Source organism: Litorivivens sp., from assembly GCF_057445395.1.
On the sequence record NZ_JBVBUV010000005.1, the window covers coordinates 1 to 22,891 of the forward strand.

Consider the following 22,891-nt stretch of genomic DNA (forward strand, 5'->3'; position numbering starts at 1 on the left):
ATGCCATTGCGCTCGACAATCGCTTTCAGTACATGGGCGCCGAGATCGGCGCCGTGCACATGGGCCAAACCGCCCTTGCGGCGCCCAGTGGGGCTTCTTACTGCATCGACAATATAGGCTTCAGCCATGGTCTTTTCCTCGTAGCAGCCGCCGCACACGCGGCGGGCTGAGTCAGCTCGTTAAAAGGTTGCACCCGCGCCAAGCGCGGCGCCGTCGGCCAGCACGGCTGCCGCAACGCGGTTTTTGTGGAAACCGGCGGTGCCATAGCTGCTGTTAAAGGCCCAGGCACGCTTCATAAAGATATGCAGATCGACTTCCCAGGTGTAACCCATGGCGCCGTGCACCTGGATACAGTTTTTGGCGGCAAGGTTGGCCACTTCGCAGGCAGCCAGTTTGACGTGGCTCACGGCCATGTCGACGTTGTCCTGCGCGTGATCGATGGCATAGGCCGCACGAGCGGCCGGGGCCTTGGCGTATTCCAAGCGATAGGCGATATTCGCCATGTGATGCTTCACCGCCTGAAAGGTGCCAATGGCGACGCCAAACTGTTTACGCTCACTGGTGTACTGCACAGAGATATCCACCATACGCTGGGCCAAGCCCAGTGCTTCGGCGGCAGTACCCAGCGCACCGCCGTTCAATGCACCGGCAATCAGCTGCCGGGCGCTCTCGCCCTCGGCCAGCTTTTCTGCAGCAGCTTCATCAAATTCCACCGCAAACAGTTTGCGCGACGGATCAACCGATTCATTGGCACGCAGGGTCGCGGATTTCGGATCGACTGCGTACAGCACACCGGCCTTTTCCAGAATCATCAGGTCTGCGATATGCGCATCTTCCACGAACACATTCTGTTCCAGCCCCACCATCACCACGGCTTCGCCAGCGGCTATTTTCGGCAGCCAGGTTTGTTGCAGGCTGTCATTGCCACTACTGACGATCAGTGGCACAGCAACCATCGCGGTGTGCACCAGCGGCGCGGGCAGTGCGACATAGCCGCACTCCTGCGCCAGCAATACAAAATCCAGCGCGTTCATACCGAGGCCGCCGAAGTCTTCCGGTACCGTGATGCCGGTCAGGCCGAGCTCGGCCAGTTGCGCCCACAGCTCCGGGCTGCGACCGCTTTCGGTCTCCCACAGTTCACGGATTTTTTCCGGCGTGATTTCGTTAACAAGAAAGTCTTTAACCGATTCCTGAAACAGGAGTTGGTCTTCTGAAAAGGTAAAATCCATAACGTTTCTCTCTCGCCTGAAAGGCTTCGCTTGCAGGGCAAGCTCCCACAATGGCTTACCACGTTGGTGTGGGAGCGGGCCGTGCCCGCGAACAATTATTTCCTGGGCATACCCAACATTCTTTCCGCAATAATATTGCGCTGGATTTCATTGGTTCCCGCGTAGATCGGCCCCGACTGGGCAAACATCCAGCCATCCAGCCAGGTTCCCACACCCTTTGCATCCGGCGCATGCGGCTGCAGTTCTGCCCGCGCGCCGAGAATGCTCAACGCGGTGGCGTGCATCTGCTGATCCAGCTCGGACCAGAAAATCTTGTTGGTGGACGCTTCGGCACCAATCTTGCCGCCTTTGATCAATCGGCAGGCTGTTTGATAGGTGGTCAGGGTATAAGCCTCGGCGTCCATATATGCGCGCAGCACGGCTTCACGGATCGCCGGGTCGCGATCGGCTGACTCGCGATTGGCTTTATAAAGCTCGACCAAACGCTTTGCCGTTTCCTGAAAGCGGGCCGGCGAGCGCAGCATCAAACCGCGCTCAAAGCCTGCGGTTGCCATTGCCACACCCCAGCCTTCACCTTCGCCGCCCAGGCGGTTTTCCACCGGTACTTTAACGTTGTCGAAAAAGATCTCTGCAAAGCCGGGCAATCCATCCAACTGAGGAATCGGACGCACGGTAATGCCTTCAAGATCGAGTGGCATCAGAATGAAAGTCAGGCCGCGATGACGCTCCGACTCAGGGTCAGTACGAAACATGCCAAAACACCAGTCCGCCCAAACCGCTCGGGTAGACCAAGTCTTCTGGCCGTTAATAATATAGTGGGTGCCGTCTTCGCTGAGTTCGGCCTTGGAGCGAATGGCGGCCATATCGGAACCGGCATTAGGCTCTGACCAGCCTTGGCACCAGATATCTTTGCCCGTGGCCATGCCGGTAAGAAATTTCTTTTTCTGCTCGTCGGTGCCGTATTCCATCAAGGTGGGGCCCAGCAGGAAGATCCCGTTCTGGTTTACCCGTAAAGGCGCACGCGCCGCGTAGTATTCTTCCTCAAAGATCAGCCACTGAATCAGGTCAGCACCGCGGCCGCCCATTTCTTCGGGCCAGGTGATCATGCCCCAGCGGCCTTCGTAGAGCTTGGCTTCCCACTCGCGGTGTTGCTGAAAACCTTCTTCGGTATCAAACGTTTTCAGCGGCTCAGCGGGGACGTTAGCCGCTAGCCACTGGCGCACTTCCTGACGGAAGGCGTCGTGTTCTGGTGTGAATGTCAGGTCCATTTACTAACCTCGTTGGTTCAACTAATCGTGCGCGACTCCCTCACCCTGTCCCTCTCCCAAAGGAAGAGGTATGCCCCAGCTTCGATGCGCCCCCTCTCCCTGCAGGCGAGAGCTGGGGTGAGGGGTGTACTAGAAACTGGCGTCGCGCTTCTCGACAAATGCATCCCGCGCTTCCTGGGAATCTTTTGAGGCATAGGCTTCTTGGGTGAAGCCCTGCTCCCAGCGGTATTTGTCTTCCAGATTGCCGTCTTCGATACCGGTCAGCGCCTCTTTGGCGAGCTGTATCATGCGCGGTGATTTCTCCGCGATTTTTTCAGCCATCTCGCGGGCGGTCGCCAGCAATTGATCGCGCGGCACGACTTTTTCCACTGCGCCCAATCGGTAAGCTTCCTGCGCATCAATGCCTTCGCCGGTAAAGTACATGTAACGCACTTTCTGTACCGGGAACATGCGCTGCAGGTGGGCGCCACCGCCCATCGCGCCGCGATCCACTTCCGGTACTGCGAAGGTTGCGCACTCAGAAGCAACGATAATGTCAGCCGCGCCACTGATACCGATTCCGCCGCCCAAAACAAAACCGTGCACAGCCACTATCACTGGCTTTTCGTTACGGTGAATGGCCTTAAAGGTGTCGTAGTTACCTTTGTTGACGGCGGTGATCTTGCTGGCGTCGGCCTGCAATTCCTTGATATCCACACCGGCACAGAAACCTTTGCCTTCGGCAGCGATAATAATGACGCGCACTTGGTCATTTTTACCCAGCGCTTCAATTTCATTGGCAATGGCAAACCAGCCCGCGCTGTCGAAAGCGTTAACGGGCGGCTTATTAAAGATCATTTCCGCAATACCAGTGTCAGAAATGGTCAGGCTAAAGGGCTTGCTCATGTACTAATCCTCAAAGGTTAAGCTGTGGGAGTCTGCCCTGCAGACGAGCTTTCGCGAGCAGAGCTCGCTCCCACAGAGAAGCGTTGTAGTCCCGCCTCGGCTTCCGCGACGATTTGTGTAATCAGTTCCTCGCAACTCAGCAGTTGATCGATTACACCGGCAACCTGCCCCGAAGGAAGAACCCCTTCGTCCGGCTGACCGTCGACCATCGCTTTCTGGATAATCATCGGCGCGTTCGCCGACATGATGGCTTGGGCCAGAGTAAGATCGCCGGACTTGGTCATTGCCATCGCGGATTTCAGCAGGCCAAACAGACTCGCACCGGTAAATTTGCGAAAGGCCAGACCGTTGCGCAGAGCGATAATGAGTTTTTTCAGGGCACTGGCCGATTCCAGTTCCCTCAAAACCTTGTTCATGATCATGCGCTGGGGCAGACCATCCATTGCGGTCGAAACAACAATCTCGCCGGGATTTTTGCAGTCGATGTAGCGCGCTTTAGTCGCTTCCGGAACAGGGCTTTCCTTGGTCAGCAGAAAACGCGTACCCATGGCAATACCGTCTGCACCGTAGCTCATGGCTGCCAGCAGACCACGGCCATCCTTGAAACCACCAGCACCTAACACGGGCACCTTGTCGCCAACGGCATCAACGACTTGTGGCAACAACAGTGTGGTGGGGACAGACCCCGTATGGCCGCCACCTTCACCGCCTTGAACGGTGACCGCATCGGCGCCCAGCTCAACTGCTTTGATCGCATGCTTTGGCAGACCTACCGTCGGCATGCAGACAACATTGGCGTCTTTCAGCTTTTTGATAAATTCAGGGCCCGGTGAACGGGAATAGCTGACCGCACGCACGCCGTGCTTGATCACCAGATCAACAATCTCGGCGGCATTGGGTTGGTACATATGAAAGTTCACACCGAAGGGCTTATCGGTAAGCTCTTTCACGCGCAGGATATCGCGCTCCATTTCCTCGGGCGGAATGGTGGCGCCGGCCAGAAAACCAAAGCCGCCTGCGTTGCAGGTGCCAGCCACCAGAGTCGGGTCGGCGACCCAGCCCATCGCGGTTTGGATGATCGGGTATTTGCAGCCGAGTAGGTCGGTGATGCGTGTGTTTAATGGGTTTGACATGGTCATCGCCTAAAAATCTTCGCTTGCACGGCAAGCTCCCACAGTGCCAGTTCATTCAACAACTGTGGGAGCGGGCCTTGCCCGCGAATCAGCTCCGGTCGCCCGGAGGATTGTCTTTCAACTGTTTGCTGCGCAGATCCTGCGGATCAATTTCGCGGATAATCGCCAGCTGTTCTTCTGTCGGCGCCGGTGTAGTCGGTACATTGTCCGGAATGCAGATTTCAAAACCGGTGTTCTCAACCACTTGCTCAACCGTGATACCGGGGTGCAGGCTCACCAGACGGATCTGTTTGTTCGGGCCGCCAAAGTCCATTACACACAAGTCGGTAAAGATCATGCGCAGGTCGATATCGTCGTTGGTGTAGCCCTTGGGCATGCGCTCTGGGTTGTAACCGATGGTGCACACCACGTCACATTCGCCGTCGATAAACACGCGGGTATTGTGCGACGGCACAAAGAATGAGTTGGCGTGGCAAAATGAGTTACCGGGAAAACCACGTGTGCCCAACATTTGCACTTTGGGCTTGTCGTAGGTGCCACCCAGCGCAGAAATATTGCTCTGACCAAAGCGGTCAATCTGGGTGGGGCCGCCGGTAATGTGGCGACGGCCGCTCCACACGTTGTCAAATATGCGCGAGAAACCCATCCAGGTCTCGTTCATCTGTTTGTAGTCTTTGCCTCGGCTCAGCGGGTTGGGCTCAGACAGCAGCCAGCATTCGCTGTCGGTCATCATGATGTCGGTGTTGCAGGTTTTCATCGCGAGGCTGGCAGCAATGCGCGGCAGCACACCGATACCGGTTATCAGTACTTCGCCATCGTTTTCATAGGCGGCGGCGTTGGCGCAAATAATCAGTTCCGCCAAGGTGTAGTCTTTTGCAGGCGTAGCCATTGTCGTCTCCTTAGTAAACCGGTTTCGGCAGTTTCTGGATGGCTTCAAGACCACCGACTGCTTGCTGGTATTCGTCTTCGCTCTTGCCGTTGATGTACTTGTCGGCGTAGGCGGCAAAGCCACCTTCTTTGGCGGAGGCGTTGTACTCCTTGAAATGCGGCACATCGAAGCCGTAGTTCGGTGCGCAAGATGAGGGGTGCGCACCACCCGGCACATGCACCACACCGGTGGTCTGGCTGCGTTCCCAGAAAACCATGCGCGCTTCAGCTTCATCTGCGAAGAATTCGGTATCGACAATCTCTTCTGTCGTTACATAGGTTTTGGCGGCGGCACGGGCAAACCAGTCATCCATATGGTGGTCCGGACTGGTGATCTGGCATACACCGCGGGTATCGGCGCGATTGGCGTGAATCAATGCCGCATCCAGTTTCAGTGCCGGCATGGCCACCCACTCTTTGTCATCGTAAGGGCTGTCGATAACTTTGATATCCGGGTTGTACTTGATAACGTCGGTTCCCAGACCAACCTTGGTCGGAATAAAGGGGCAGCCCCAGGCTGCAGCGCGCAGGCCCAGCAGCATCATGCCTTCGTCGATTTCCATAACTTCGATTTCGCCCTTCTGACGGGCCTGACGGAAGTACGGCTCCAAGGGAATGAAGTCGAGAGACACGAAGGCAAACACCAGTTTCTTGACCTTGCCAGCAGCGCACAGCATGCCCACATCGGCGCCACCGTAGGCAACGATAGTCAGATCTTTGAGGTCGGATTTGAGGATTTCGCGGATCAGCGCCATCGGTTTACGACGCGGACCCCAGCCACCAATGCCGATGGTCATTCCATCGCGCAACTGGCCGACAACGTCCTGCAGGCTCATTTGCTTGTTCATATCGACTCCTTGTTCTGCGGCTGGCCCTGTGGTCAGCATTACGCATATTTCTCTATTTTAACCTAAATTAGCAATAGTTCGTATTGATTAGCCAATCAAACTACGCAATCCCGATCAGGCGATGATTTTAGACATTCGGTAATCATGCTTCACAAAAGTAACCCCCAATGAGCATTCGGTGCGTCTCACGCCCGGAATCACGCTGACATGGGTATTGAGAAACTCTGCCAGCTGACCATTGTTCTGCACCAAGGTGATCGCCAGAATATCGAAACGACCCAAAGTAACCGCCACAAAGCCGATCTGCGGCGTATCGGCCAATGCTTTGGCCACATTCTGCACTTCAACCGCACTATCGACCTCAATCCAGATGTAGGCCAAGGTAGGATTGCGCAGGTGATCGATATTGGTCACCGCGGTAATTCGGATCAGCCCTTCTTCTTCCATGCGCTTGATACGTCCGCGCACGGTACCCTCAGTTACACCCAGCTCACCGGCGATTTTGCGATTACTGGTGCGGGCATCTACCGCCAGCGCGTCCACAATTTTCTGATCCAGCTCGTCGAGGCGACGTTTGCTCATGACTGTCCTCGCGGCGTGTCAAAACGCACCCAGTTAGGTTGATTCTTCAACACGTCAATCGCCATGGCCGGCAGCAATCGTCGCACGCCCTTCACCGCTGCCAGGCGCTGGGTCAGCAACTCGGACACCGCCTCTTGATCTTCTGCCACCATCAGGCATTCAATATCGTGGCTGCCCACCACCTGACACACAGAAAACACCTCAGGAAATGCCGCCAGATCCGCCGCCACATCTGCAGCGCTGCGCCCCTCAACCTGCACGCCAACCGCGAGCATCAGGGAGTAGCCGGCCGCCTCAAAATCCGTAACCGCGACCACCCGCAATAAATCCTGCTCTTCCAGCCGGCGCAATCGGCTGCGCACCGTGGTTTCGGTTAGCCCGGTTTTTTCTGCCAGTGTTTTGTAGGGCATCCGGCCATCGTGCCGCAGCAATGACACTAAACGCTGATCCGTCTCATCAAGCTCGGCGGTATTCATCGGAATACGCTCAGCCACCGGATCTTTCAACACGCCCTCAACCATTACCCAATATCGCCTTGGCTTTCGCCTTCAACTCTGGCTTCACCACCTTGCCGGACGCATTCAGTGGCAGGCTGTCTACAATTTCCACATACATCGGCACCTTGTAGCGCGCCAGATGCCGGCTGGCGTGCTCGATCACCGCGTCTTTATCTGGATCCGACCCCGGTTTTGGGACAATGAACGCCATGCCCACTTCGCCCTGTGGCTGTTTCGGCACGCCGATCACCGCTACTTGGGCCACCCCCTCCAAGCCATAGAGGGCTTTTTCCACTTCGGCCGGATAAACGTTTTCACCGTTCATGATGTACATATCTTTCAGCCGGTCGGTAATACGCAGATAGCCGCGCTCATCCATCACGCCGATATCACCGGTACGCAACCAGCCATCTGATGTGATGGTTTCCGCCGTTGCCTCAGGCATGTCGAAATAGCCCTGCATCACGTTGTAACCGCGCACCCAAATTTCACCTTCGCTACCTCGGGGCACTTCTGCGCCGGTGTCCGGGTTTGCGCACTTAACCTCTACACCTTCAATGGCCCGACCGGAGGTGGTGGCTATGGTTTCGGCGTCGTCGTCTGGCCGACAGATGCTGACCACCCCGGTAGACTCTGTCAGTCCGTAAGCAGTCACTACGGTTTTAAAGCCCAGTACTGAACGCATATCCTTAACCAGCTGCACCGGCACAGCGGCAGCGCCAGTCACACCCAGACGCAAGCTGGAGAGGTCATAGTTGTCTCGCGCCGGATCGGCCAACAACATTTCATACAGCGAGGGAGCACCCGGCAGCATGGTGACCTGATCGCTTTCGATCTGCGCCATGGCAGCTTCCTTGTCAAACGCCATCACCGGCAGCGTCGTGCTGCCGAAGATAATCGAAGCCAGCCAACCGGCCTTGTAGCCAAAGGTATGGAAGAAAGGATTGATAATGAGGTAGTTGTCGCTGCTGCGCAGACCCACCGTATCGCCCCAGGTCTTGAACACCTGGATATTCTGACGATGGGTGCACAACACGCCTTTAGGCTTGCCGGTGGTACCCGATGTAAACAGCATATCTGCGATGTCATCCGGCGCTACGCTGGCGGCGCGTTCGGCTACTGTGTCGCGATTGAGGTTGTCGCCCCCGGCCAGGAAATCGTCCCAGGTTTGCGCGCGCGCATCTTCGCCGCGCAGCAAGATGCGCTTTTCCAGCTCTGGAAGAGATTCACTCTCTAGCAGCGCCAGTGGCTCGCCCTTTTCCAGGCGCGTGTAGGTCAGCAGAATGCGCGCACCGCTGCGCCGCAGGATGTCGGCAGCTTCCGCCCCTTGCAGACGGTTATTGAGCGGTACCAGCACGGCCCCGGCAGACTGCAAGCCGATAGCCGCTTCGATCCACTCAGTCATATTCGGCGCCCAGATGGCGACACGATCGCCTTTATTAACACCCGCTGCCAGAAACGCCGCCGCCGAACGCTGTGCCAGCCCTGCCAGCTCGGCATAGCTCACCCGCCGAGTTTCTTCCTTGATCGCGACCTGATCTTTATATTCATTGGCAGCCCAAGCAATCAGTGCGGGCAAACTCAGCGGTAATTTAGTGTCCGACATTTCCGTGAAATCCAAAAAATGTGGCAGACAGTCTAGCCAGCACCTAGAAACGAATCAAGGATTATGCGTAATCAGAAAGGACTATGATTACGCATTCTTATATCAAGAGGTTATGTAGGGGGTGTTTCACAGAACAATGATCGTTAAGCGAGGACAGACTCCAGTTCGACAAACGGCCGCGCTTGAGCCCGCGCCACGGCCGGACAGACAAGCCGGCCGCCACAGACACTGAGCCCGCTCGCCAGGCCCGGGTCAGCCTGCATCGCCGCCTTCCAGCCCTTGTCTGCCAAGGCCTGAATATAGGGAAAGGTCGCCCGAGAAAGCGCTGCCGTCGCGGTACGCGGTACCGCGCCCGGAATATTTGCAACACAGTAATGCACCACACACTGCTCTATAAAGGAAGGCGCAGCATGCGTGGTTGGTCGACTGCTCTCAAAACATCCGCCCTGGTCGATTGCCACATCAACCAGCACAGCCCCACTTTTCATACGCGCAAGGTCACGCCGCCGAATCAGTTTCGGGCTGGCGTCGCCGGGCACCAGTACAGCGCCAATAACCACATCAGCCTCGGGCAACAGTTCGCCCAGAGTAGCCGCGTCAGAGGCGCCGATCTGAAAACAACGCCCCCACTCCTGCGCCAGCTGCGCGCGCTTGGTCTCAGAACTGTCAAGGACGGTCACCTGCGCACCCATGCCGCTGAGAATCAGCCCCGCGTTAACCCCCACCACACCGCCGCCAAGTATTAGCGTCTTTGCCGGCTCAACGCCGGTGGCTCCGCCGAGCAGAATGCCACTTCCACCCAGTGGCTTTTCGAGACATCGCGCGGCCGCCTGGGCCGCAACACGTCCGGCTATTTCACTCATAGGAAAGAGTAGAGGCAGGCGATTACTCTCATCGCGCACCGTTTCATAAGCGATAGCCGTCGCGCCGCTGTCGAGCAGGGAATCGACGAGGGCGCGATCAGGTGCCAGATGCAAATACGTAAATAGCACGTGCCCAGCACGCAGCCGCGCACACTCTTCCGACTGGGGCTCTTTCACCTTTACGATGAGTTCCGCCGCGTCAAATAGCTGCTGCGCACCGTCGACAATAGTGGCGCCCGCACTGCGATAATCCTTATCGAGAAAACCGCTACCTTCGCCCGCTCCGCGCTGCACGCAGACGCTATGCCCGGCCTTGCACAGCAACGCCACTTGCTCGGGCATCAGAGCAACGCGATATTCCTGGGGTTTAATTTCGGTGGGAACGCCTATTTTCACCTGTAACTCCTTGAAGCAAAAGCTGTTACTTCAAGTGTAGTCGGGAATGGTGGCGATTAAATGGCGACGGTGAGAAATACCGTCGCCAGCCGGGTTTACTCGGCGCCGTCGAAGAAATCCTTGAATCCTGAAGGTTCATGACGCCCAATCACGATGGTTTCCAGCGTACCCATGCCCACCTTGTCACCCATGGTGGCGCGAACCACTTGGTGGGTGTGGATAAACTGATAGTCGAGCGGGTTAATCTCGTCCAGATTCCACTCTTCACGGCCCGTTTCCAGCTCGCCTTTCCAGTAGGCGTGACCCCACTCAAAGTGGTTATAGCCAATGCCCAGCATGTAAAACTTTTGCAACGGCTCGAGAGTGTAGTCGTAGTTGTTGCCATTTTTGTCGGAAAAATTCATTTCACCGCCAGACGCCAGCCGTGTGCCCTTGTTCCAGCTGAGCTTGTGCTTTACCTCGGTCATCTTGGTAATGCCGGGCTCTTCGCCTTCGGGAATATCCTCCAGGTTGGCGTAAAGCGGCAGCAGGTCCGCACTCACCTGCGTCGGGTGCCCATCACGGTCTTCAAAGGTTCCCATCTGGGTGCAAACGTCGCCCCAATTGACCGGATTCCATACCCAGTAAACCCCGGGCTCGTCGTTCAGCAACCCTGGCGCGCCACCCTGCGGCTCACCCACCGGGCGCACGCCCCAGGATTTGTCGCGAATAGCATAGGCCTTTTTCACTTCGGTGCGCTCACCGTCGATACTGAAATACCCCTCCCAGTAACCCAGTTGGGTAAAACGCGAGGTGTGCATAATGAGGTGACCATCGTCGTGCATGATATTGGGCGGCTCGCGATGAGGCACGCTGGCCGCCGTGAACAGCAGATCACACTCTATATCGTGTTCGTTGGCTTCCAGCTTTACCCGCACCTGCCGCATAGGTTTTTCGATAAAAATGCTCAGCGGCCCAACGACCGTTTCCTTTCGATCTTTTGGCGCTCTACGTGAAGCGTGAAAGGCATACTGCCGGTTGCCCTTGGCCACACTAAAATGGCCATCCATGATGTGGCGATTGGGGTAGAGGCCAAAACCAATTTCAAACAGGTAGCTGCCACTTTCGTCAAAGCCATTAAACCAGTAACGATCATAGAAATTGCGGTCACTGGTGGAAGGCTCTGCCACCGGAAACGGTGTCTGGTGGATACAGTAATCATCGAAACTGGTAATCATGGGGGGTCACCTGCGGTTATTAGACATGGAAAAGTGGCGATCGCTGATGTGCCAATGCTCACTGACTATACGACCGGATAGTAAGAGACGCAAGCCATCAAAGATGAAGAAAGAGACAGGTATTCAACCAGGCTGCTTGAGTACCAAGCTGGCGACTTTGTAGCTCACGGCCAACTCATCGCGCTGATTGTAGAGCTCTATTTGGGTAGTACACACGCCGCGATCCGGCTTGCTGCGAGATACCCGCTTGTCGACAATCTCAGCCGCTACCCGCAGAGTGTCACCGGCACAAACTGGGCAGTGAAACCGCACGCTATCCCAACCCAGACCCGCCACCACAGCCATCGGCTCCTGAGCCATATCGTGACTCAGCCGCACACCAATGGCTACGGTGTGAATGCTCGACGCAAATAACACCCCCAATGGCGATGCTGCGGCGGCTGCTTCATCCACATGAAAGGGCATTGGATCCCACTGACCGGCAAAGGCTTTAATCTCGTCGGCACTGAGGGTGTAGGTGCTCGAACCCTCCACCCGCGTGCCGACGACGATGTCATCGAAGTATCGCATCAGTCGCAGGCAAAGCGGTTGCCAATCGGAATTGCGGTCACTTTCACATCGTCTGGACGTTTGCTGATCTGCTCGAACAGACGCTCATAGGCAGAATTCTGGATTCGCCACTCACCGTCTTTCTTGACGTACTCGTCACGGTACAGGGCGCTGCCTTCAAACTGGGTGTTGTCGTCCAGGTTCACGAAAATATCGTGCAGGTACCACAGTCCAACGGCAGTATCTCCCGACACGGTAATTTCCGGGTGGTGTCCGTTGTGCATACCAAAGCGGGTTTTGGTAAATGCGCTTTTGTAAAAGTTTTCTATGTCACCCCAACCCTTGAAGCTGATGTCGTAGGACGGGCTCTTGAAATTTATCGTCGCGTCGGCCGTGAACACAGAGCGCTGCATGCCCTCCCAGTTTGCGGTATCCAGAAATCGGAAATAGCGGGCCTTCAGCTGCTTTATCAGCTCAATAGCTTCCAGATCAATCATCGGTCAACTCCTGATGAGTATGAATTATCGTCAGCGTACTATAGTTTGGTGTGGCTCCCAGACCATCCCCTCAATGGGTGACGCGCATCGCTTTCACAAGAGCATGGCGTGGCTGGCCTCGACGCTCCCGCCTGCGGTAGACTGTCGCCCTTCGCGGCACGGATCATCCCTTGATGTACAAGGCATCACTCCCTTTCAACCTGAGATTACTGAACATGGCGGGCAAAAGTCTGCGCCTGTTTGGTTTGCGCGGCGCCTCACTCAAGCCCCGCTCGCTCATGAAACGGGCACGCCGCAGCACAAACCTGAATGATTTTGGGCCAGATGATTTTAAAGAAGGGCTCACCTGCCTTTGCGATGCACTGGAAAGCGAAGCCAACCTGACTCCCTTTGGTCGCATGGTGGCGCAGGCTGAGCTATTGCATGTATTGGAAAACCGGCTGAAGCTTATCCACGCCTTTAAAGTGAATAGGGAGCTGAGTGGTTCTCCCATACTCCGCCCCCTGATCATTACTGGCCCGCCGCAATCGGGCACAACCATGCTGCACGATCTGCTAGCACAGGATCCAGACAACCGGGTACCCAAGACGTGGGAAATGCGCTACCCCTTTCCGCCGCCGCGAACTGAATCCTATTTCAGCGACTCGCGCATCGGCAAGGTAGAGCGCGAACTGAAAAATACCCAGCGCCTTATGCCAGACCTGAAAAAGCTCTACCCGATGGGTGCGCAGCGGCCGCAGGAATGCGTTTCCATTAGCGCCATGAACTTTATGGCGATGAGTTTCAATGTGAGCTACCGCGTGCCTTCTTATCAACGCTGGCTGAGCCATGATGCAAACTTTCGCGGCGCCTACAATATTCATTACCAGTTTTTGCAGTATCTGCAATGGCGGCACAAAGCAGAACGCTGGGTGCTCATGTCGCCTAGCCATTTATGGCATTTGGACAAACTGCTGCAGCGCTACCCGGATGCGATGGTGGTACAGGTGCACCGCGACCCACTGAAATCGGTGTCTGCCTTGAGCAACCTGACATACACCCTGCGCAGCGTGTCGTCGGATGCAGTCGACATCCGCGACATTGCCCGCCAACAGGCGGAATTGGTTAGCGAGGGGCTGACACGCAATCGCGAGTTACGCGAAGCGCGCCTGCGCACGCGCGAACCCATTCTCGACCTACACTACAGTGACATTACTGACAACCCACTGGCGGCGGTGGACAAAATATACCGACACTTTTCACTGCCGCTGACAAAAAATGCCCGCGAAGCAATGACCACCTGGCTTGGCCAGCACGATTATGAACAGCTGGATCGGCACCGCTACCTGTTTACCGCCACCGGGTTGCGGCTGGAAGAAGAACGCAAGCGCTTCAAACCCTACCAGGAACGCTTCAATATCGCCCAGGAAAGGCTCTGACCACACCTCGTCAGAGCTCAACTGACCATCCCGCCGTTATCCACCACCAGCGAATGCCCGTTGATATAGCTCGCACCATCAGAGCAGAGCCACAGCGCAGCTTCAGCCACTTCAGTCGGCTCAGCCAGACGACCGCAGGGAATGCTCTGCATGATCATGGCACTCACCGCATCACTGGCAGCCATGCTTTGTTCTAGCATCGGCGTACGAGTAGAGCCGGGCAAGATTGCATTGATGCGCACGTCCGCCTGCGGGTTCTCAGCCACCGCCGTGCGGGTAATTCCCAGAACCCCGTGCTTGGAGGCACAGTAGGCTGCCAGATTCGGCGTGCCCATCAAACCCGCACCCGACGCTACATTGACAATTGCCCCGGCCTGACGCGGCTTCATGACCCGTAACTGGTGTTTTACGCAAAGAAAGACCGACGTCAGGTTCACCGCTATTACCCGATTCCAGTCTTCCAGTGAATAGTCTTCCAGTGCGCAGGCTGGACCAACAATACCGGCATTATTGATGGCGCAGTCAAGACCACCAAAATATTTAATGGCCTTGCGCACAGCCGTTTCAACATCCTGTTCGGCCGACACATTGCAGACGTGAAAACGGCAATCGACACCCTCTGCCTGAAGCGACTGCGTGAGCGCCTCGCCCTTCTCCACATCGATATCACACAACAGAATGGACGCACCTAATTCGCCAGCGCGGCGCACGCAGGCTTCACCAATACCGGAAGCCGCGCCTGTGACCATAAAAGCTTTATCGGTGAAATTCACTCGCCCTCCTGCAGGGCCTCCAACAACTCGCGCCCTTGCCAATTGCGCCGACCGCCCTGCTCCGCCTGTTTAATCAAGGCGACAATCCGCCGATTGGCCGGTACCGCAACCCCCTGCTTTTCGGCCTGTCGCACAACTTCGCCGTTCAGCCAGTCGATTTCGGTTACCCGGCCTACATCCAGATCTTCCCACATCGAAGAACGCGCAACCGGATCAATCGCCAATATCTGACTAGCGAGCCGCTTGAACAGCCAGTCCGGCGATCTGAGCACCCACGGCAGCAGACTCATCGGTATCGGCATCAGCTTTGCTGGCTTGATGCCATTGGCTTTAAGCACCGACAGGGTTTCCGCAATCAACAGCGCCAGGCAGCGACGATAATTGCGTTGCGACAGCTCATCGAGCAGTGGGATTCCCGACAACGCGTTGATTGGGTTATTGAGATTCATCAGCAATTTCGCCCATTGCACAGCGTGCATATCGTCGCGCAATTCCAGTGGCAATTCAGCTTTGGCAAAGAACGGCTGCAAGGCTTCAAGCACGGGGTGACTTTCACACATTAACTCGCCCTCCGTGCCTGCATGAAAATGCCCCTCACCGCGTTGCAGCACGTTAAAGGAAATCATTCCCGTCAATACAGGGTTGTCCGGCAAGTAGTCGGCAAGAGTGCGTGCATTACCAATACCATTTTGCAGGCTCAGCACCACCGTTGTGGGCGCAATTCGCCCCGCCAGCGCCTTTCCCACGGACCCTGTCGCCGCCGATTTAACAGCCACAATAATTAGATCAGCCTCCGCCGCAACCGCATCATTTGTCACGTAACGAATATCGCTGGCGTCCAGCCGTACATCGCTGCCCTGCCAGTTGGTTAATCGCAAACCATGCCGACCAATCTGACCGGCAATCTTCGGCCGCCCGATCAGCGTGACCGGCACCCCGGCAGCTTGCAAACGCCCCCCTACGTAGGTGCCAATACTCCCGGCCCCGTAGATGCATACGCGTGTATGTGTTTGATCGGCCATAGTTTTCCTTAAAGTTTTTTTACACTATAGACTACCGCCAGGGCAGGATGAACCCCGTTGCCCGACCTGCGGGTGCGGCGTATGATCGAAACACATGACAGCTTTGAGCACTCGCTGTATGCTCGACACTAATAACTATTAGTTTGTAGTTCCAGCAACCACAAACCCCAAGGGAGACACGTTTCCATGCCCTCACAATCCACTGATTACAGCTACGTTCACGCCAAAGATAATCGCAATCTCGACCACCTCCCGGGTAAATACGGGCTGCCACTTATTGGCTACACCTTTCCCTTTCTGGTTGAGCCCTACGCGGTACTGGACAAGATGTACAAACAGTACGGCCCAATCTCAAAAGCCTCACTCACGTTCAATCGCATGCTTGTTGCACTCGGCCCCGAGTACATCAAACTACTGACACTGGATCCGGAACAGATCTTTTCACCACGAATGGGATACGACGGCCCACTCGGCGATTTCTTCGCCGGCGGCCTATTGATGCGTGACTTCGGCGAACACAAAATTCATCGACGCATCATGCAGACAGCCTTCAAAAACGACGCGATGAAAGGCTATGTGGAAGATGTTCATAGCGTGATAGACAGCAGTATCAACTCCTGGGGACAACAGGCAGACTTTAAGTTCTACCCGAACGTGAAAGAGCTGCTGCTGGATATTGCAGCCAAAGTCTTTCTTGGCCTCGACCTCGAGGGCCCCGAGACCCAGCAGTTGAACCAGGATTTTCTCGACATGATGGCCGCCACGGTCGCCCTCATTCGCAAGGATTGGCCAGGATTACTTTACCGCCGAGGGATGGATGGCCGTCGCGGCCTGGAAAAGTTTTTCATTAGTCTGGTCGGTGAGAAACGACAAAGTGATGGCCGCGATATGGCCAGCTTTTTCGCCAAAGAAACCGACGAAAATGGCCAACTCTTCTCTGAGAAGGTCGTTGGCGAGCACCTGATATTTCTACTGTTGGCCGCGCACGACACCACCACCAGCGCCTTGACAATGACCGCCTCATTTCTCGCCCGCCACCAAGACTGGCAAGATCGCGTGCGCGCCGAGGTGCTCGCTCTCAACAAGCCCCATATCGAATTCGAAGATTTAGGTGATAACCTGAAAGACACCGAAATGCTGTTCAAGGAAGTACTGCGCCTGCACCCGCCAGTACCACAACTGATGCGGCGCACCGTGCGCGATACAGAAATCGATGGCCACTCCGTTCCTGCCCACACCCTGATTCAGGCATCACCGCTTTACACACATCGTATGGAAGAGTGGTGGACGAACCCCCACAACTTTGACCCCGACCGTTTTGCCCCGGGCAGGGAGGAGCACAAAAAACATCCCTTTATGTGGGCCCCCTTCGGCGGTGGCGCGCACAAATGTATCGGTCTGCATTTTGCTGGCATGCTCTACAAATGCGTGCTGGCTGATATGCTCAGCCGCTACCGACTGAAGTTTGTCGATGGCTACCAGTATCCAGCAAAAGTGCAGCATTTTCCCTTTGCCAAACCACTGGATGATATGCCGCTGGTACTGGAGAAGCTGTAGCAGCGCATGCACCATAATCGCCCCGCCTAACAGCACACAACCGTGCTGCAGCGCGGGGCAACGAAAACCTTCCACGTCTGCGACAACGCCCCACGCTGCGGCGCCTGAACCCTCTTAGTGCGTAATAACGGCCAATGACTATACGCCGACCCACTGCTCAATCTGTAAAAACCCAACCACCGCGCGCACTTAAGACATATAGATATATTATTAGATCTTTTGGCATAGGCATTGCTTTACTGAATGCGCACGAAACGTGACCAAAGGAGGTATCGTGTTATGTATAAGTCTCTATGCTTAGCCCTGCTCATTTTGGCAGGCACTACATCGGCATTTGCCGATTGCTCCGTCGCTGTTTTCTACGAATCGCCCAGCGTGCCCGATGCTCGCGAAGCCGATTACACAGAAATGCAGCAGGCCGTTGCCACTATCCAGAACTACATTTTTTCCGCCGAAAAAATGCTGGAAGAGTGCAATCAACTCGACACTTTCAGCTTCAACTATTACGTAGGTCGATTGAAATCACTTGCTGCCAGCATCAACCGGCAAGCTTCGCTCTTCAACACCCTGTTGACCAACAGCTGATTTCTGCCACCTTTCCCTTTCTGCCCGCGAGTCGTCCTGTAGGCCCGCGGGCCTTTTTCCCGTTAAGTAACAGCGCTCAGGTAATTCACGCAGGTAATTGTCTGCCGATCACAGCACGCTGTCAGAGGTCACACTGTGCAAGGTAGCGGTCAAGCGCATTGGCAAATTGCTGGCGTTCGCGCTGACCGAGTGGTGGCGGACCGCCACTTTGCACGCCGCTCGCACGCAACGTATCCATAAAATCGCGCATGTTGAGACGCTGTCGTATGGTGTTCTCGGTATACAGCTCACCACGGGGGTTCAATGCCTGCGCGCCTTTCTCCATAACTTCGGCCGCCAGAGGAATGTCACCGGTAATTACCAGATCACCCGCGCCCGCCCGCCGCACAATTTCATTGTCGGCGATATCAAAGCCGGAAGGCACTTGAATGGCAGTGATATTCGGATTGGCCGGCACGACGATAGACTGGTTGGCAACCAGCGTCAGGCGAATACCGGTGCGCTGGGCAGCGCGAAACAGTATCTCGCGGACGACCTTGGGGCAGGCATCGGCATCAACCCAGATACACGGATGCGTCACGAGCATTTTCCATTGCAAGAGGAAACTACAGCCGTCACCAGGTTAACCCACGCGCTTGAGCGTATTTTCATCCGTGTGGGGAAATTCCTTCCCGTAGATACTCAGGAAGGTGGTTTGCCTGTAGCGCAGGGAATCGCCATCGACAGTCACGGCCATTTCAAACGCCGTGGTTTTTGCCTTCGCCAGCATAAAGGGCGATTGGGAAATTCCCCAATCAGCGCCGTCAGCGGTGGCTTTCACTGACAGCTCATTGCTGCCCGGCTGCCACTGCCCACCAGCCAACACCGTAACCGCACGCGGAATGGCCAGGGAGAAAGAGATGGTATTGTCACTGCGATCCCACGTCCAATAGCCAATCTGATCGTGAAACACCTCGTCGTTGCGCTTGCGCTTTACCACCTGGTGGTAACGCAAAATTGACAGCTTCTGGGTTTCGGCATTGGTTACGTCACCTGCGGCTTCAAACACAATGGTTTCATAGTAGGGGTTTTCTTCAACTGCATCAGGCTCAGGTGACACATCCATCCCCTGATCACCTTCCCATACGCCGATCAACGCTTGCAGCGGCCCATAATCCACAAGCATTACCGGATCTACTTCACTCATCGTTATACTCCTGTGCTCATTATTGTTCAGTTACTATCACCCAGCTGTCAGTAACTGACAACAGTGTGCAAGCGTCAACGCTCCCGATAAAATACCACAAGCTTCAGGCCGCGTGCCTGCTTGATTTTACCCACCCGAGAGGTTTAACCGATGAGCGTAGATAGCTGGACCCCACCTGATTCAGACCAGAGCATTGACAAAGCGCTACTCGATAAAGCCCTCGAGATCAGCGCGACGGATCAACTTGAATCTCTCGCACAGTTACACACTGACGATGAAGCACAGCGTCTGGCTGCCATAATGCGCCTACCGGAAGCACGCTGGCGCGAAACGCTCGAACACTATTCGTCCGACCAATTACACACCCTGCTGCGATTTTTCGTGCGGGCGGAAATCCTGGTGAGTGGTTGCGACGTTGCCGACCAAAACCCGGCGATCTGGATCAACCGCCTGCTGAAGCGGCGCGGTGAAAAACTATCACGCGACGAACTGAGCTGGATTCGCACAAACACAACCAACCGATTCATACCAAACGGCGCCCTTTAGGCGCCGCTGTAGAAGGTTGACATAGGAGATGTGTTACGGCGAAGCGGTGAAGTTCACCTCTGCCGTCTGATTCGCCGCAACACTCACGCTTGTAGATTGCAGAAACCCGATATCGTCATCCACTTCCGGGTCATCGGCCAAGGATTGGCAAGTGAGCGCAATTTTGTACTCGCCAGCTTCGACAAAGCCCACGGTGTATTCGTAGCTGCCAGTCTGCGCGTTCTGCTTCACATTTGCTGTGGTTAGCGGCGTGACCTCTACTTTGCCCGAATCAGTTTTGCAGTGTTGGCACTGCCCGTTCTCATCGACAAAAACATCACCCATCGCCACCACATCAGCTTCGTAAAGGTAGACCGCCACACCCTCATCTGTTGCCACATTATTATTGCAGCTGGTATCGGCCAACAGTGCTGAATCCACACTACCCCGGATAGTGCCCACCTCTACGTTGTTGACAACACGCAGCGCTGGTCTGAGCAGATAGTGGTTTTTGCCGCTGGGTTTGGTGAGCGCTTTGCGCAGGTCTATATCAACGGTAAAGTCCGCACTGCCGCCAGCAGGAACCGTAAAGCCAGAAACCAGCTGCAGAAATCGATTTTCGGCGCCCGCCTGCTGCCCCGGCAAGAGCAGGTCAAAAAGACCACCGGTATCTTCTTCTACCTCACTGCTGGGGCTGCCACCTACCATATATAAGCGCATATAGTTGTAGTCACCGGCGGGCACTGTCGTTTTACCCAGCACGTCTGCCGCAGCATTGCCCGTCAGATCCAACAGATTGGAAACGGTGACCGGAGGATCTAAGTCAACGGTGATTTTGTCACCCTGAGCCGGTTTGAGCTCCACCCGGTTGAAGGTCACCTTTACTCGATTAACACCATCCACGGGCGCATCCGTGACCGCCATACTGACCTCACCAGTCGGCGCCGGGGCCGGGTCATCTGAATCACTACCATTGCAGCCAACCAGAAAGAAACCCACGCCCGCCAGTACAGCCCACGCGATATTCCGTTTAGGTAGGGCGTTAGCTATCCGAATCATTGCTCTGTCTCCGAGTTGCCAAAAAATCAGGCGAATAATGGCAGTTGAACACATTAAGCTCTGTAAAATGTTACGGATTTGCGACTAAACATTAACGATTTGCGATAGGGTTAACACAACATCGACACGGACTGTCGCAGTTTAGCAGCCGTTTTTGCTAGTCATCCTTCTTGCCAAATGCGGCCAATTGCTCCGGCGTCGCGTCCTGCTGGTATTTAGCCTTCCATTGGTCGTAGGGCATGCCGTACACAATTTCCCGCGCGCCATCGTAATCAATACTGTCTCCACGCTCTTCAGCGGCAGCCACATACCACTTGGACAGACAATTGCGACAAAAGCCGGCCAGATTCATAAGGTCGATATTCTGCACGTCTTTGCGACTATCCAAGTGCGCCACAAGGCGCCTGAATACCGCCGCTTCAATCTCAGTTTTCTTATCTGTCATCATTCAAATTCCCATGTGAAGAGCATCGCCGAACACTGCCTACCTCGTTTAGCCTAGAAAAAAATGTGACGATGCTGATTAATTTAGGCACAATACGGCGGCAAATTTGGATGGGCAACCCCATCATAGCAATCAATAGGCATTATAACTGCCATTAATTGCCTGAATAAACCAGAAAAACGTATACTGCTCGACAGCTGTGCCTTATTCCTGGGGGGGAGTTTTTGGCATATTATCAGAGCGGTAATCCCTCCCCCTCTACGCCCGCAAAAACGTGGTTATAACACCAACGTGGGTACCTGCAAGCAGCAAACTAAGGAGCTTGGTGTGATAATTGGACTGTGCCGTGAGCACGCCGCCGGAGAAACCCGCGTAGCGCTCACACCCCCGAATATCCAGAAGCTGGTCGACAAGGGCCAGACTTGCCTGGTAGAGGCCGGAGCCGGATTGGCCGCTGGTATTTCCGACCAGGACTATATTGACGCTGGTGCCGAGATTGTCGATTCGACAAACACCATCTATGAACGCTCGGAAGTGGTACTCGCCATTCAGCCCGTCAGCCCTGACCCCAGCGTGCGCGACGAACACCTCGCCCGCCTGCGCAAAGGCCAGATCATTGCCGGCATGCTCGACCCTCTGGGTGAAGCCGAGCTGGCCCAAAAGATCGCCGATACTGGCGTAACGTCACTGGGTCTGGAGATGGTGCCCCGCATCAGCCGCGCCCAGAGCATGGACGTACTGTCTTCCATGGCTACCATCGGCGGTTACCACGCTGTTCTGCACGGCGCCTCGCTGGCACCGCGCATCTTCCCGATGATGATGACTGCAGCGGGCACCTTGAAAGCCGCCAAGGTTCTGATTCTCGGTGCTGGTGTTGCCGGCCTGCAGGCCTGCGCCACCGCCAAACGCCTCGGCGCTGTCGTTTCAGCCTATGACATCCGCCCCGCTGCCCGCGACCAAATCATCTCTGTTGGTGCCAAGCCAGTTGATCTCGAGCTGGAAAATAACGAATCTGAGGATTCTGGCGGCTACGCCAAAGAGCAGACTGCCGAGCAGCTCGCTCAGCAGCAGGCTGCGCTGGCCAAGGTGCTTGCCGAGCAGGACATCATCATCACCACAGCTGCCGTACCAGGCCGCCGCTCTCCGGTACTGATCACCGAAGAGATGCTCAAGTCGGTACAGCCAGGCACCGTGATTGTTGATATTGCCGCCGAGCGCGGTGGTAACTGCGCCGCCACCAAGGCAGGCGAAACCATCAACGTTAACGGCGTGATCATCTCCGGCCCGCTTAATCTGCCGGCACGTCACCCCTTCCACGCTAGCCAGATGTTTGGCAACAACCTGACCACCCTGCTGGATCTGTTGCTGAACGATGAAGGTGTACTGGAATTCGATTTCGACGACGAAGTGGTTGCCGGCACCGTGGTTACTCACGATGGCGAAGTCACTCACGCCATGATTCGCAACATTCTCGGGCTTCCCGCCATGCAGCTGGGCACTCCCCAAGAAGAAGCTGAAGAGAAAACAGGAGAGTAAGCATGGAAATTCTGATTATGCAGGTGAGCCTGTTTGTGCTCGCCCTCATGCTCGGTGTGGAGCTGATCACCAAGGTTCCACCCACACTGCACACCCCACTGATGTCGGGCACCAATGCAATCTCCGGGATTGCGGTTGTAGGCGCCATTCTGGCTGCCGGCAACACCGACGGCGGCGAAGTTGCCCGCTGGCTTGGCTTTGTCGCGGTAACACTCGCGTCTATTAACGTGGTTGGCGGCTATATGGTCACCAACCGTATGCTCGCCATGTTCAAGAGGAAGGATTAAA

Annotated in this window: 24 protein-coding genes and 2 pseudogenes; 6 read left to right on the forward strand and 20 right to left on the reverse strand. The window is 55.6% G+C overall.

What is annotated here, in order from left to right; translation table 11 throughout:
- The 14 genes and pseudogenes from AC222A_RS02875 to AC222A_RS02940 all read right to left on the reverse strand — a co-directional run.
- Positions 1 to 128 (reverse strand): annotated as a pseudogene (locus tag AC222A_RS02875) (acetyl-CoA C-acetyltransferase); the annotation flags it as partial.
- A 51-nt stretch (positions 129 to 179) separates the two neighbouring features.
- Positions 180 to 1,229 (reverse strand): acyl-CoA dehydrogenase family protein, encoded by a 1,050-nt coding sequence (locus AC222A_RS02880; protein WP_486774615.1) that lies wholly within the window; start codon positions 1,227 to 1,229, stop codon positions 180 to 182.
- Positions 1,230 to 1,324: 95 nt separating this feature from the next.
- The gene (locus AC222A_RS02885; RefSeq protein ID WP_372749124.1) at positions 1,325 to 2,497 is read right to left on the reverse strand and encodes an acyl-CoA dehydrogenase; all 1,173 of its coding nucleotides are present in this window, start codon (positions 2,495 to 2,497) and stop codon (positions 1,325 to 1,327) included.
- A 129-nt stretch (positions 2,498 to 2,626) separates the two neighbouring features.
- Positions 2,627 to 3,382: an enoyl-CoA hydratase family protein gene (locus AC222A_RS02890; protein ID WP_372758552.1), complete on the reverse strand. Its 756-nt coding sequence runs from the start codon at positions 3,380 to 3,382 to the stop codon at positions 2,627 to 2,629.
- A 17-nt stretch (positions 3,383 to 3,399) separates the two neighbouring features.
- Positions 3,400 to 4,515 (reverse strand): NAD(P)H-dependent flavin oxidoreductase, encoded by a 1,116-nt coding sequence (locus AC222A_RS02895; protein ID WP_372758553.1) that lies wholly within the window; start codon positions 4,513 to 4,515, stop codon positions 3,400 to 3,402.
- A gap of 88 nt (positions 4,516 to 4,603) precedes the next feature.
- On the reverse strand, positions 4,604 to 5,404 hold the full coding sequence (locus AC222A_RS02900; RefSeq protein WP_372749541.1) for a CoA-transferase subunit beta: 801 nt from the start codon (positions 5,402 to 5,404) through the stop codon (positions 4,604 to 4,606).
- A 10-nt stretch (positions 5,405 to 5,414) separates the two neighbouring features.
- Positions 5,415 to 6,290, reverse strand: coding sequence for a CoA transferase subunit A (locus AC222A_RS02905; protein WP_372749540.1), 876 nt, complete (start codon positions 6,288 to 6,290; stop codon positions 5,415 to 5,417).
- Positions 6,291 to 6,404: 114 nt separating this feature from the next.
- Positions 6,405 to 6,872, reverse strand: coding sequence for an Lrp/AsnC family transcriptional regulator (locus AC222A_RS02910; protein ID WP_372749539.1), 468 nt, complete (start codon positions 6,870 to 6,872; stop codon positions 6,405 to 6,407).
- Positions 6,869 to 7,393, reverse strand: a complete 525-nt coding sequence (locus AC222A_RS02915; protein ID WP_372749538.1) for an Lrp/AsnC family transcriptional regulator — start codon at positions 7,391 to 7,393, stop codon at positions 6,869 to 6,871. Before AC222A_RS02915 ends, AC222A_RS02910 begins: the two co-directional genes overlap by 4 nt.
- A complete protein-coding gene (locus AC222A_RS02920) occupies positions 7,386 to 8,975 on the reverse strand; it encodes a FadD3 family acyl-CoA ligase (protein WP_372764480.1) in 1,590 nt (529 codons plus the stop codon). The genes AC222A_RS02915 and AC222A_RS02920 overlap by 8 nt, the downstream gene beginning before the upstream one ends.
- Positions 8,976 to 9,118: 143 nt before the next feature.
- The gene (gene ald / locus AC222A_RS02925) at positions 9,119 to 10,234 is read right to left on the reverse strand and encodes an alanine dehydrogenase (RefSeq protein WP_486774616.1); all 1,116 of its coding nucleotides are present in this window, start codon (positions 10,232 to 10,234) and stop codon (positions 9,119 to 9,121) included.
- A 95-nt stretch (positions 10,235 to 10,329) separates the two neighbouring features.
- On the reverse strand, positions 10,330 to 11,451 hold the full coding sequence (locus AC222A_RS02930) for an Rv3169 family protein (protein WP_486774617.1): 1,122 nt from the start codon (positions 11,449 to 11,451) through the stop codon (positions 10,330 to 10,332).
- A gap of 123 nt (positions 11,452 to 11,574) precedes the next feature.
- On the reverse strand, positions 11,575 to 12,021 hold the full coding sequence (locus tag AC222A_RS02935; protein ID WP_372750181.1) for a MaoC/PaaZ C-terminal domain-containing protein: 447 nt from the start codon (positions 12,019 to 12,021) through the stop codon (positions 11,575 to 11,577).
- Entirely contained in the window at positions 12,021 to 12,497 is a 477-nt protein-coding gene (locus AC222A_RS02940; protein ID WP_372750180.1) for a nuclear transport factor 2 family protein, read from the reverse strand. The genes AC222A_RS02935 and AC222A_RS02940 overlap by 1 nt, the downstream gene beginning before the upstream one ends.
- Before the next feature lie 173 nt (positions 12,498 to 12,670).
- Between AC222A_RS02940 and AC222A_RS02945 the strand changes: the two genes are divergently transcribed.
- Positions 12,671 to 13,915 carry a sulfotransferase family protein gene (locus AC222A_RS02945; protein WP_372781165.1) on the forward strand — a complete coding sequence of 415 codons (1,245 nt, stop codon included), beginning with the start codon at positions 12,671 to 12,673 and terminating at the stop codon, positions 13,913 to 13,915.
- A gap of 17 nt (positions 13,916 to 13,932) precedes the next feature.
- Here the strand turns inward: AC222A_RS02945 and AC222A_RS02950 are convergent, their stop codons facing one another.
- Both AC222A_RS02950 and AC222A_RS02955 read right to left on the reverse strand, forming a co-directional pair.
- Positions 13,933 to 14,688: an SDR family NAD(P)-dependent oxidoreductase gene (locus tag AC222A_RS02950; protein WP_372750651.1), complete on the reverse strand. Its 756-nt coding sequence runs from the start codon at positions 14,686 to 14,688 to the stop codon at positions 13,933 to 13,935.
- The gene (locus AC222A_RS02955; RefSeq protein ID WP_372799526.1) at positions 14,685 to 15,710 is read right to left on the reverse strand and encodes a 2-dehydropantoate 2-reductase; all 1,026 of its coding nucleotides are present in this window, start codon (positions 15,708 to 15,710) and stop codon (positions 14,685 to 14,687) included. The genes AC222A_RS02950 and AC222A_RS02955 overlap by 4 nt, the downstream gene beginning before the upstream one ends.
- A gap of 186 nt (positions 15,711 to 15,896) precedes the next feature.
- Between AC222A_RS02955 and AC222A_RS02960 the strand changes: the two genes are divergently transcribed.
- The gene (locus AC222A_RS02960; RefSeq protein ID WP_372759073.1) at positions 15,897 to 17,267 is read left to right on the forward strand and encodes a cytochrome P450; all 1,371 of its coding nucleotides are present in this window, start codon (positions 15,897 to 15,899) and stop codon (positions 17,265 to 17,267) included.
- 279 nt (positions 17,268 to 17,546) lie between these two features.
- Complete coding sequence (locus AC222A_RS02965; RefSeq protein ID WP_372759072.1) at positions 17,547 to 17,852, forward strand: hypothetical protein; 306 nt, start codon at positions 17,547 to 17,549, stop codon at positions 17,850 to 17,852.
- Between the two features lie 121 nt (positions 17,853 to 17,973).
- Here the strand turns inward: AC222A_RS02965 and AC222A_RS02970 are convergent, their stop codons facing one another.
- Complete coding sequence (locus tag AC222A_RS02970) at positions 17,974 to 18,438, reverse strand: YaiI/YqxD family protein (protein ID WP_372781167.1); 465 nt, start codon at positions 18,436 to 18,438, stop codon at positions 17,974 to 17,976.
- 36 nt (positions 18,439 to 18,474) lie between these two features.
- A complete protein-coding gene (locus tag AC222A_RS02975) occupies positions 18,475 to 19,038 on the reverse strand; it encodes a heme-binding beta-barrel domain-containing protein (RefSeq protein WP_372759070.1) in 564 nt (187 codons plus the stop codon).
- A 150-nt stretch (positions 19,039 to 19,188) separates the two neighbouring features.
- Here AC222A_RS02975 and AC222A_RS02980 point away from each other — a divergent pair, with 150 nt between their 5' ends.
- The gene (locus AC222A_RS02980; protein WP_372759069.1) at positions 19,189 to 19,584 is read left to right on the forward strand and encodes a hypothetical protein; all 396 of its coding nucleotides are present in this window, start codon (positions 19,189 to 19,191) and stop codon (positions 19,582 to 19,584) included.
- A 480-nt stretch (positions 19,585 to 20,064) separates the two neighbouring features.
- On the opposite strand, the pseudogene AC222A_RS02985 reads toward AC222A_RS02980, so the two are convergent.
- Together AC222A_RS02985 and AC222A_RS02990 are read right to left on the reverse strand one after the other, a co-directional pair.
- Positions 20,065 to 20,676: pseudogene (locus AC222A_RS02985) on the reverse strand (DUF4382 domain-containing protein); the annotation flags it as partial.
- A 103-nt stretch (positions 20,677 to 20,779) separates the two neighbouring features.
- On the reverse strand, positions 20,780 to 21,070 hold the full coding sequence (locus tag AC222A_RS02990; protein ID WP_486774618.1) for a DUF1244 domain-containing protein: 291 nt from the start codon (positions 21,068 to 21,070) through the stop codon (positions 20,780 to 20,782).
- Positions 21,071 to 21,394: 324 nt separating this feature from the next.
- Between AC222A_RS02990 and AC222A_RS02995 the strand changes: the two genes are divergently transcribed.
- Both AC222A_RS02995 and AC222A_RS03000 read left to right on the forward strand, forming a co-directional pair.
- Positions 21,395 to 22,603 carry an NAD(P) transhydrogenase subunit alpha gene (locus AC222A_RS02995; RefSeq protein WP_372750159.1) on the forward strand — a complete coding sequence of 403 codons (1,209 nt, stop codon included), beginning with the start codon at positions 21,395 to 21,397 and terminating at the stop codon, positions 22,601 to 22,603.
- A gap of 2 nt (positions 22,604 to 22,605) precedes the next feature.
- A complete protein-coding gene (locus AC222A_RS03000; RefSeq protein WP_372750160.1) occupies positions 22,606 to 22,890 on the forward strand; it encodes an NAD(P) transhydrogenase subunit alpha part 2 in 285 nt (94 codons plus the stop codon).
- Position 22,891: the final 1 nt, after the last annotated feature.

Bases quoted from the DNA above. Each gene is read 5' to 3' on its own strand.
- AC222A_RS02895 (WP_372758553.1), bottom strand. From the start codon at position 4,515: ATGTCAAACCCATTAAACACACGCATCACCGACCTACTCGGCTGCAAA.
- AC222A_RS02945 (WP_372781165.1), top strand. From the start codon at position 12,671: ATGTACAAGGCATCACTCCCTTTCAACCTGAGATTACTGAACATGGCG.
- AC222A_RS02900 (WP_372749541.1), bottom strand. From the start codon at position 5,404: ATGGCTACGCCTGCAAAAGACTACACCTTGGCGGAACTGATTATTTGC.
- AC222A_RS02935 (WP_372750181.1), bottom strand. From the start codon at position 12,021: ATGCGATACTTCGATGACATCGTCGTCGGCACGCGGGTGGAGGGTTCG.
- AC222A_RS02960 (WP_372759073.1), top strand. From the start codon at position 15,897: ATGCCCTCACAATCCACTGATTACAGCTACGTTCACGCCAAAGATAAT.
- AC222A_RS02885 (WP_372749124.1), bottom strand. From the start codon at position 2,497: ATGGACCTGACATTCACACCAGAACACGACGCCTTCCGTCAGGAAGTG.
- AC222A_RS02955 (WP_372799526.1), bottom strand. From the start codon at position 15,710: ATGGCCGATCAAACACATACACGCGTATGCATCTACGGGGCCGGGAGT.
- AC222A_RS02965 (WP_372759072.1), top strand. From the start codon at position 17,547: ATGTATAAGTCTCTATGCTTAGCCCTGCTCATTTTGGCAGGCACTACA.
- AC222A_RS02990 (WP_486774618.1), bottom strand. From the start codon at position 21,070: ATGATGACAGATAAGAAAACTGAGATTGAAGCGGCGGTATTCAGGCGC.
- AC222A_RS02940 (WP_372750180.1), bottom strand. From the start codon at position 12,497: ATGATTGATCTGGAAGCTATTGAGCTGATAAAGCAGCTGAAGGCCCGC.
- AC222A_RS02915 (WP_372749538.1), bottom strand. From the start codon at position 7,393: ATGGTTGAGGGCGTGTTGAAAGATCCGGTGGCTGAGCGTATTCCGATG.
- AC222A_RS02890 (WP_372758552.1), bottom strand. From the start codon at position 3,382: ATGAGCAAGCCCTTTAGCCTGACCATTTCTGACACTGGTATTGCGGAA.
- AC222A_RS02880 (WP_486774615.1), bottom strand. From the start codon at position 1,229: ATGGATTTTACCTTTTCAGAAGACCAACTCCTGTTTCAGGAATCGGTT.
- AC222A_RS02920 (WP_372764480.1), bottom strand. From the start codon at position 8,975: ATGTCGGACACTAAATTACCGCTGAGTTTGCCCGCACTGATTGCTTGG.
- AC222A_RS02980 (WP_372759069.1), top strand. From the start codon at position 19,189: ATGAGCGTAGATAGCTGGACCCCACCTGATTCAGACCAGAGCATTGAC.
- AC222A_RS02975 (WP_372759070.1), bottom strand. From the start codon at position 19,038: ATGAGTGAAGTAGATCCGGTAATGCTTGTGGATTATGGGCCGCTGCAA.
- AC222A_RS02970 (WP_372781167.1), bottom strand. From the start codon at position 18,438: ATGCTCGTGACGCATCCGTGTATCTGGGTTGATGCCGATGCCTGCCCC.
- AC222A_RS03000 (WP_372750160.1), top strand. From the start codon at position 22,606: ATGGAAATTCTGATTATGCAGGTGAGCCTGTTTGTGCTCGCCCTCATG.
- AC222A_RS02910 (WP_372749539.1), bottom strand. From the start codon at position 6,872: ATGAGCAAACGTCGCCTCGACGAGCTGGATCAGAAAATTGTGGACGCG.
- AC222A_RS02930 (WP_486774617.1), bottom strand. From the start codon at position 11,451: ATGATTACCAGTTTCGATGATTACTGTATCCACCAGACACCGTTTCCG.
- AC222A_RS02905 (WP_372749540.1), bottom strand. From the start codon at position 6,290: ATGAACAAGCAAATGAGCCTGCAGGACGTTGTCGGCCAGTTGCGCGAT.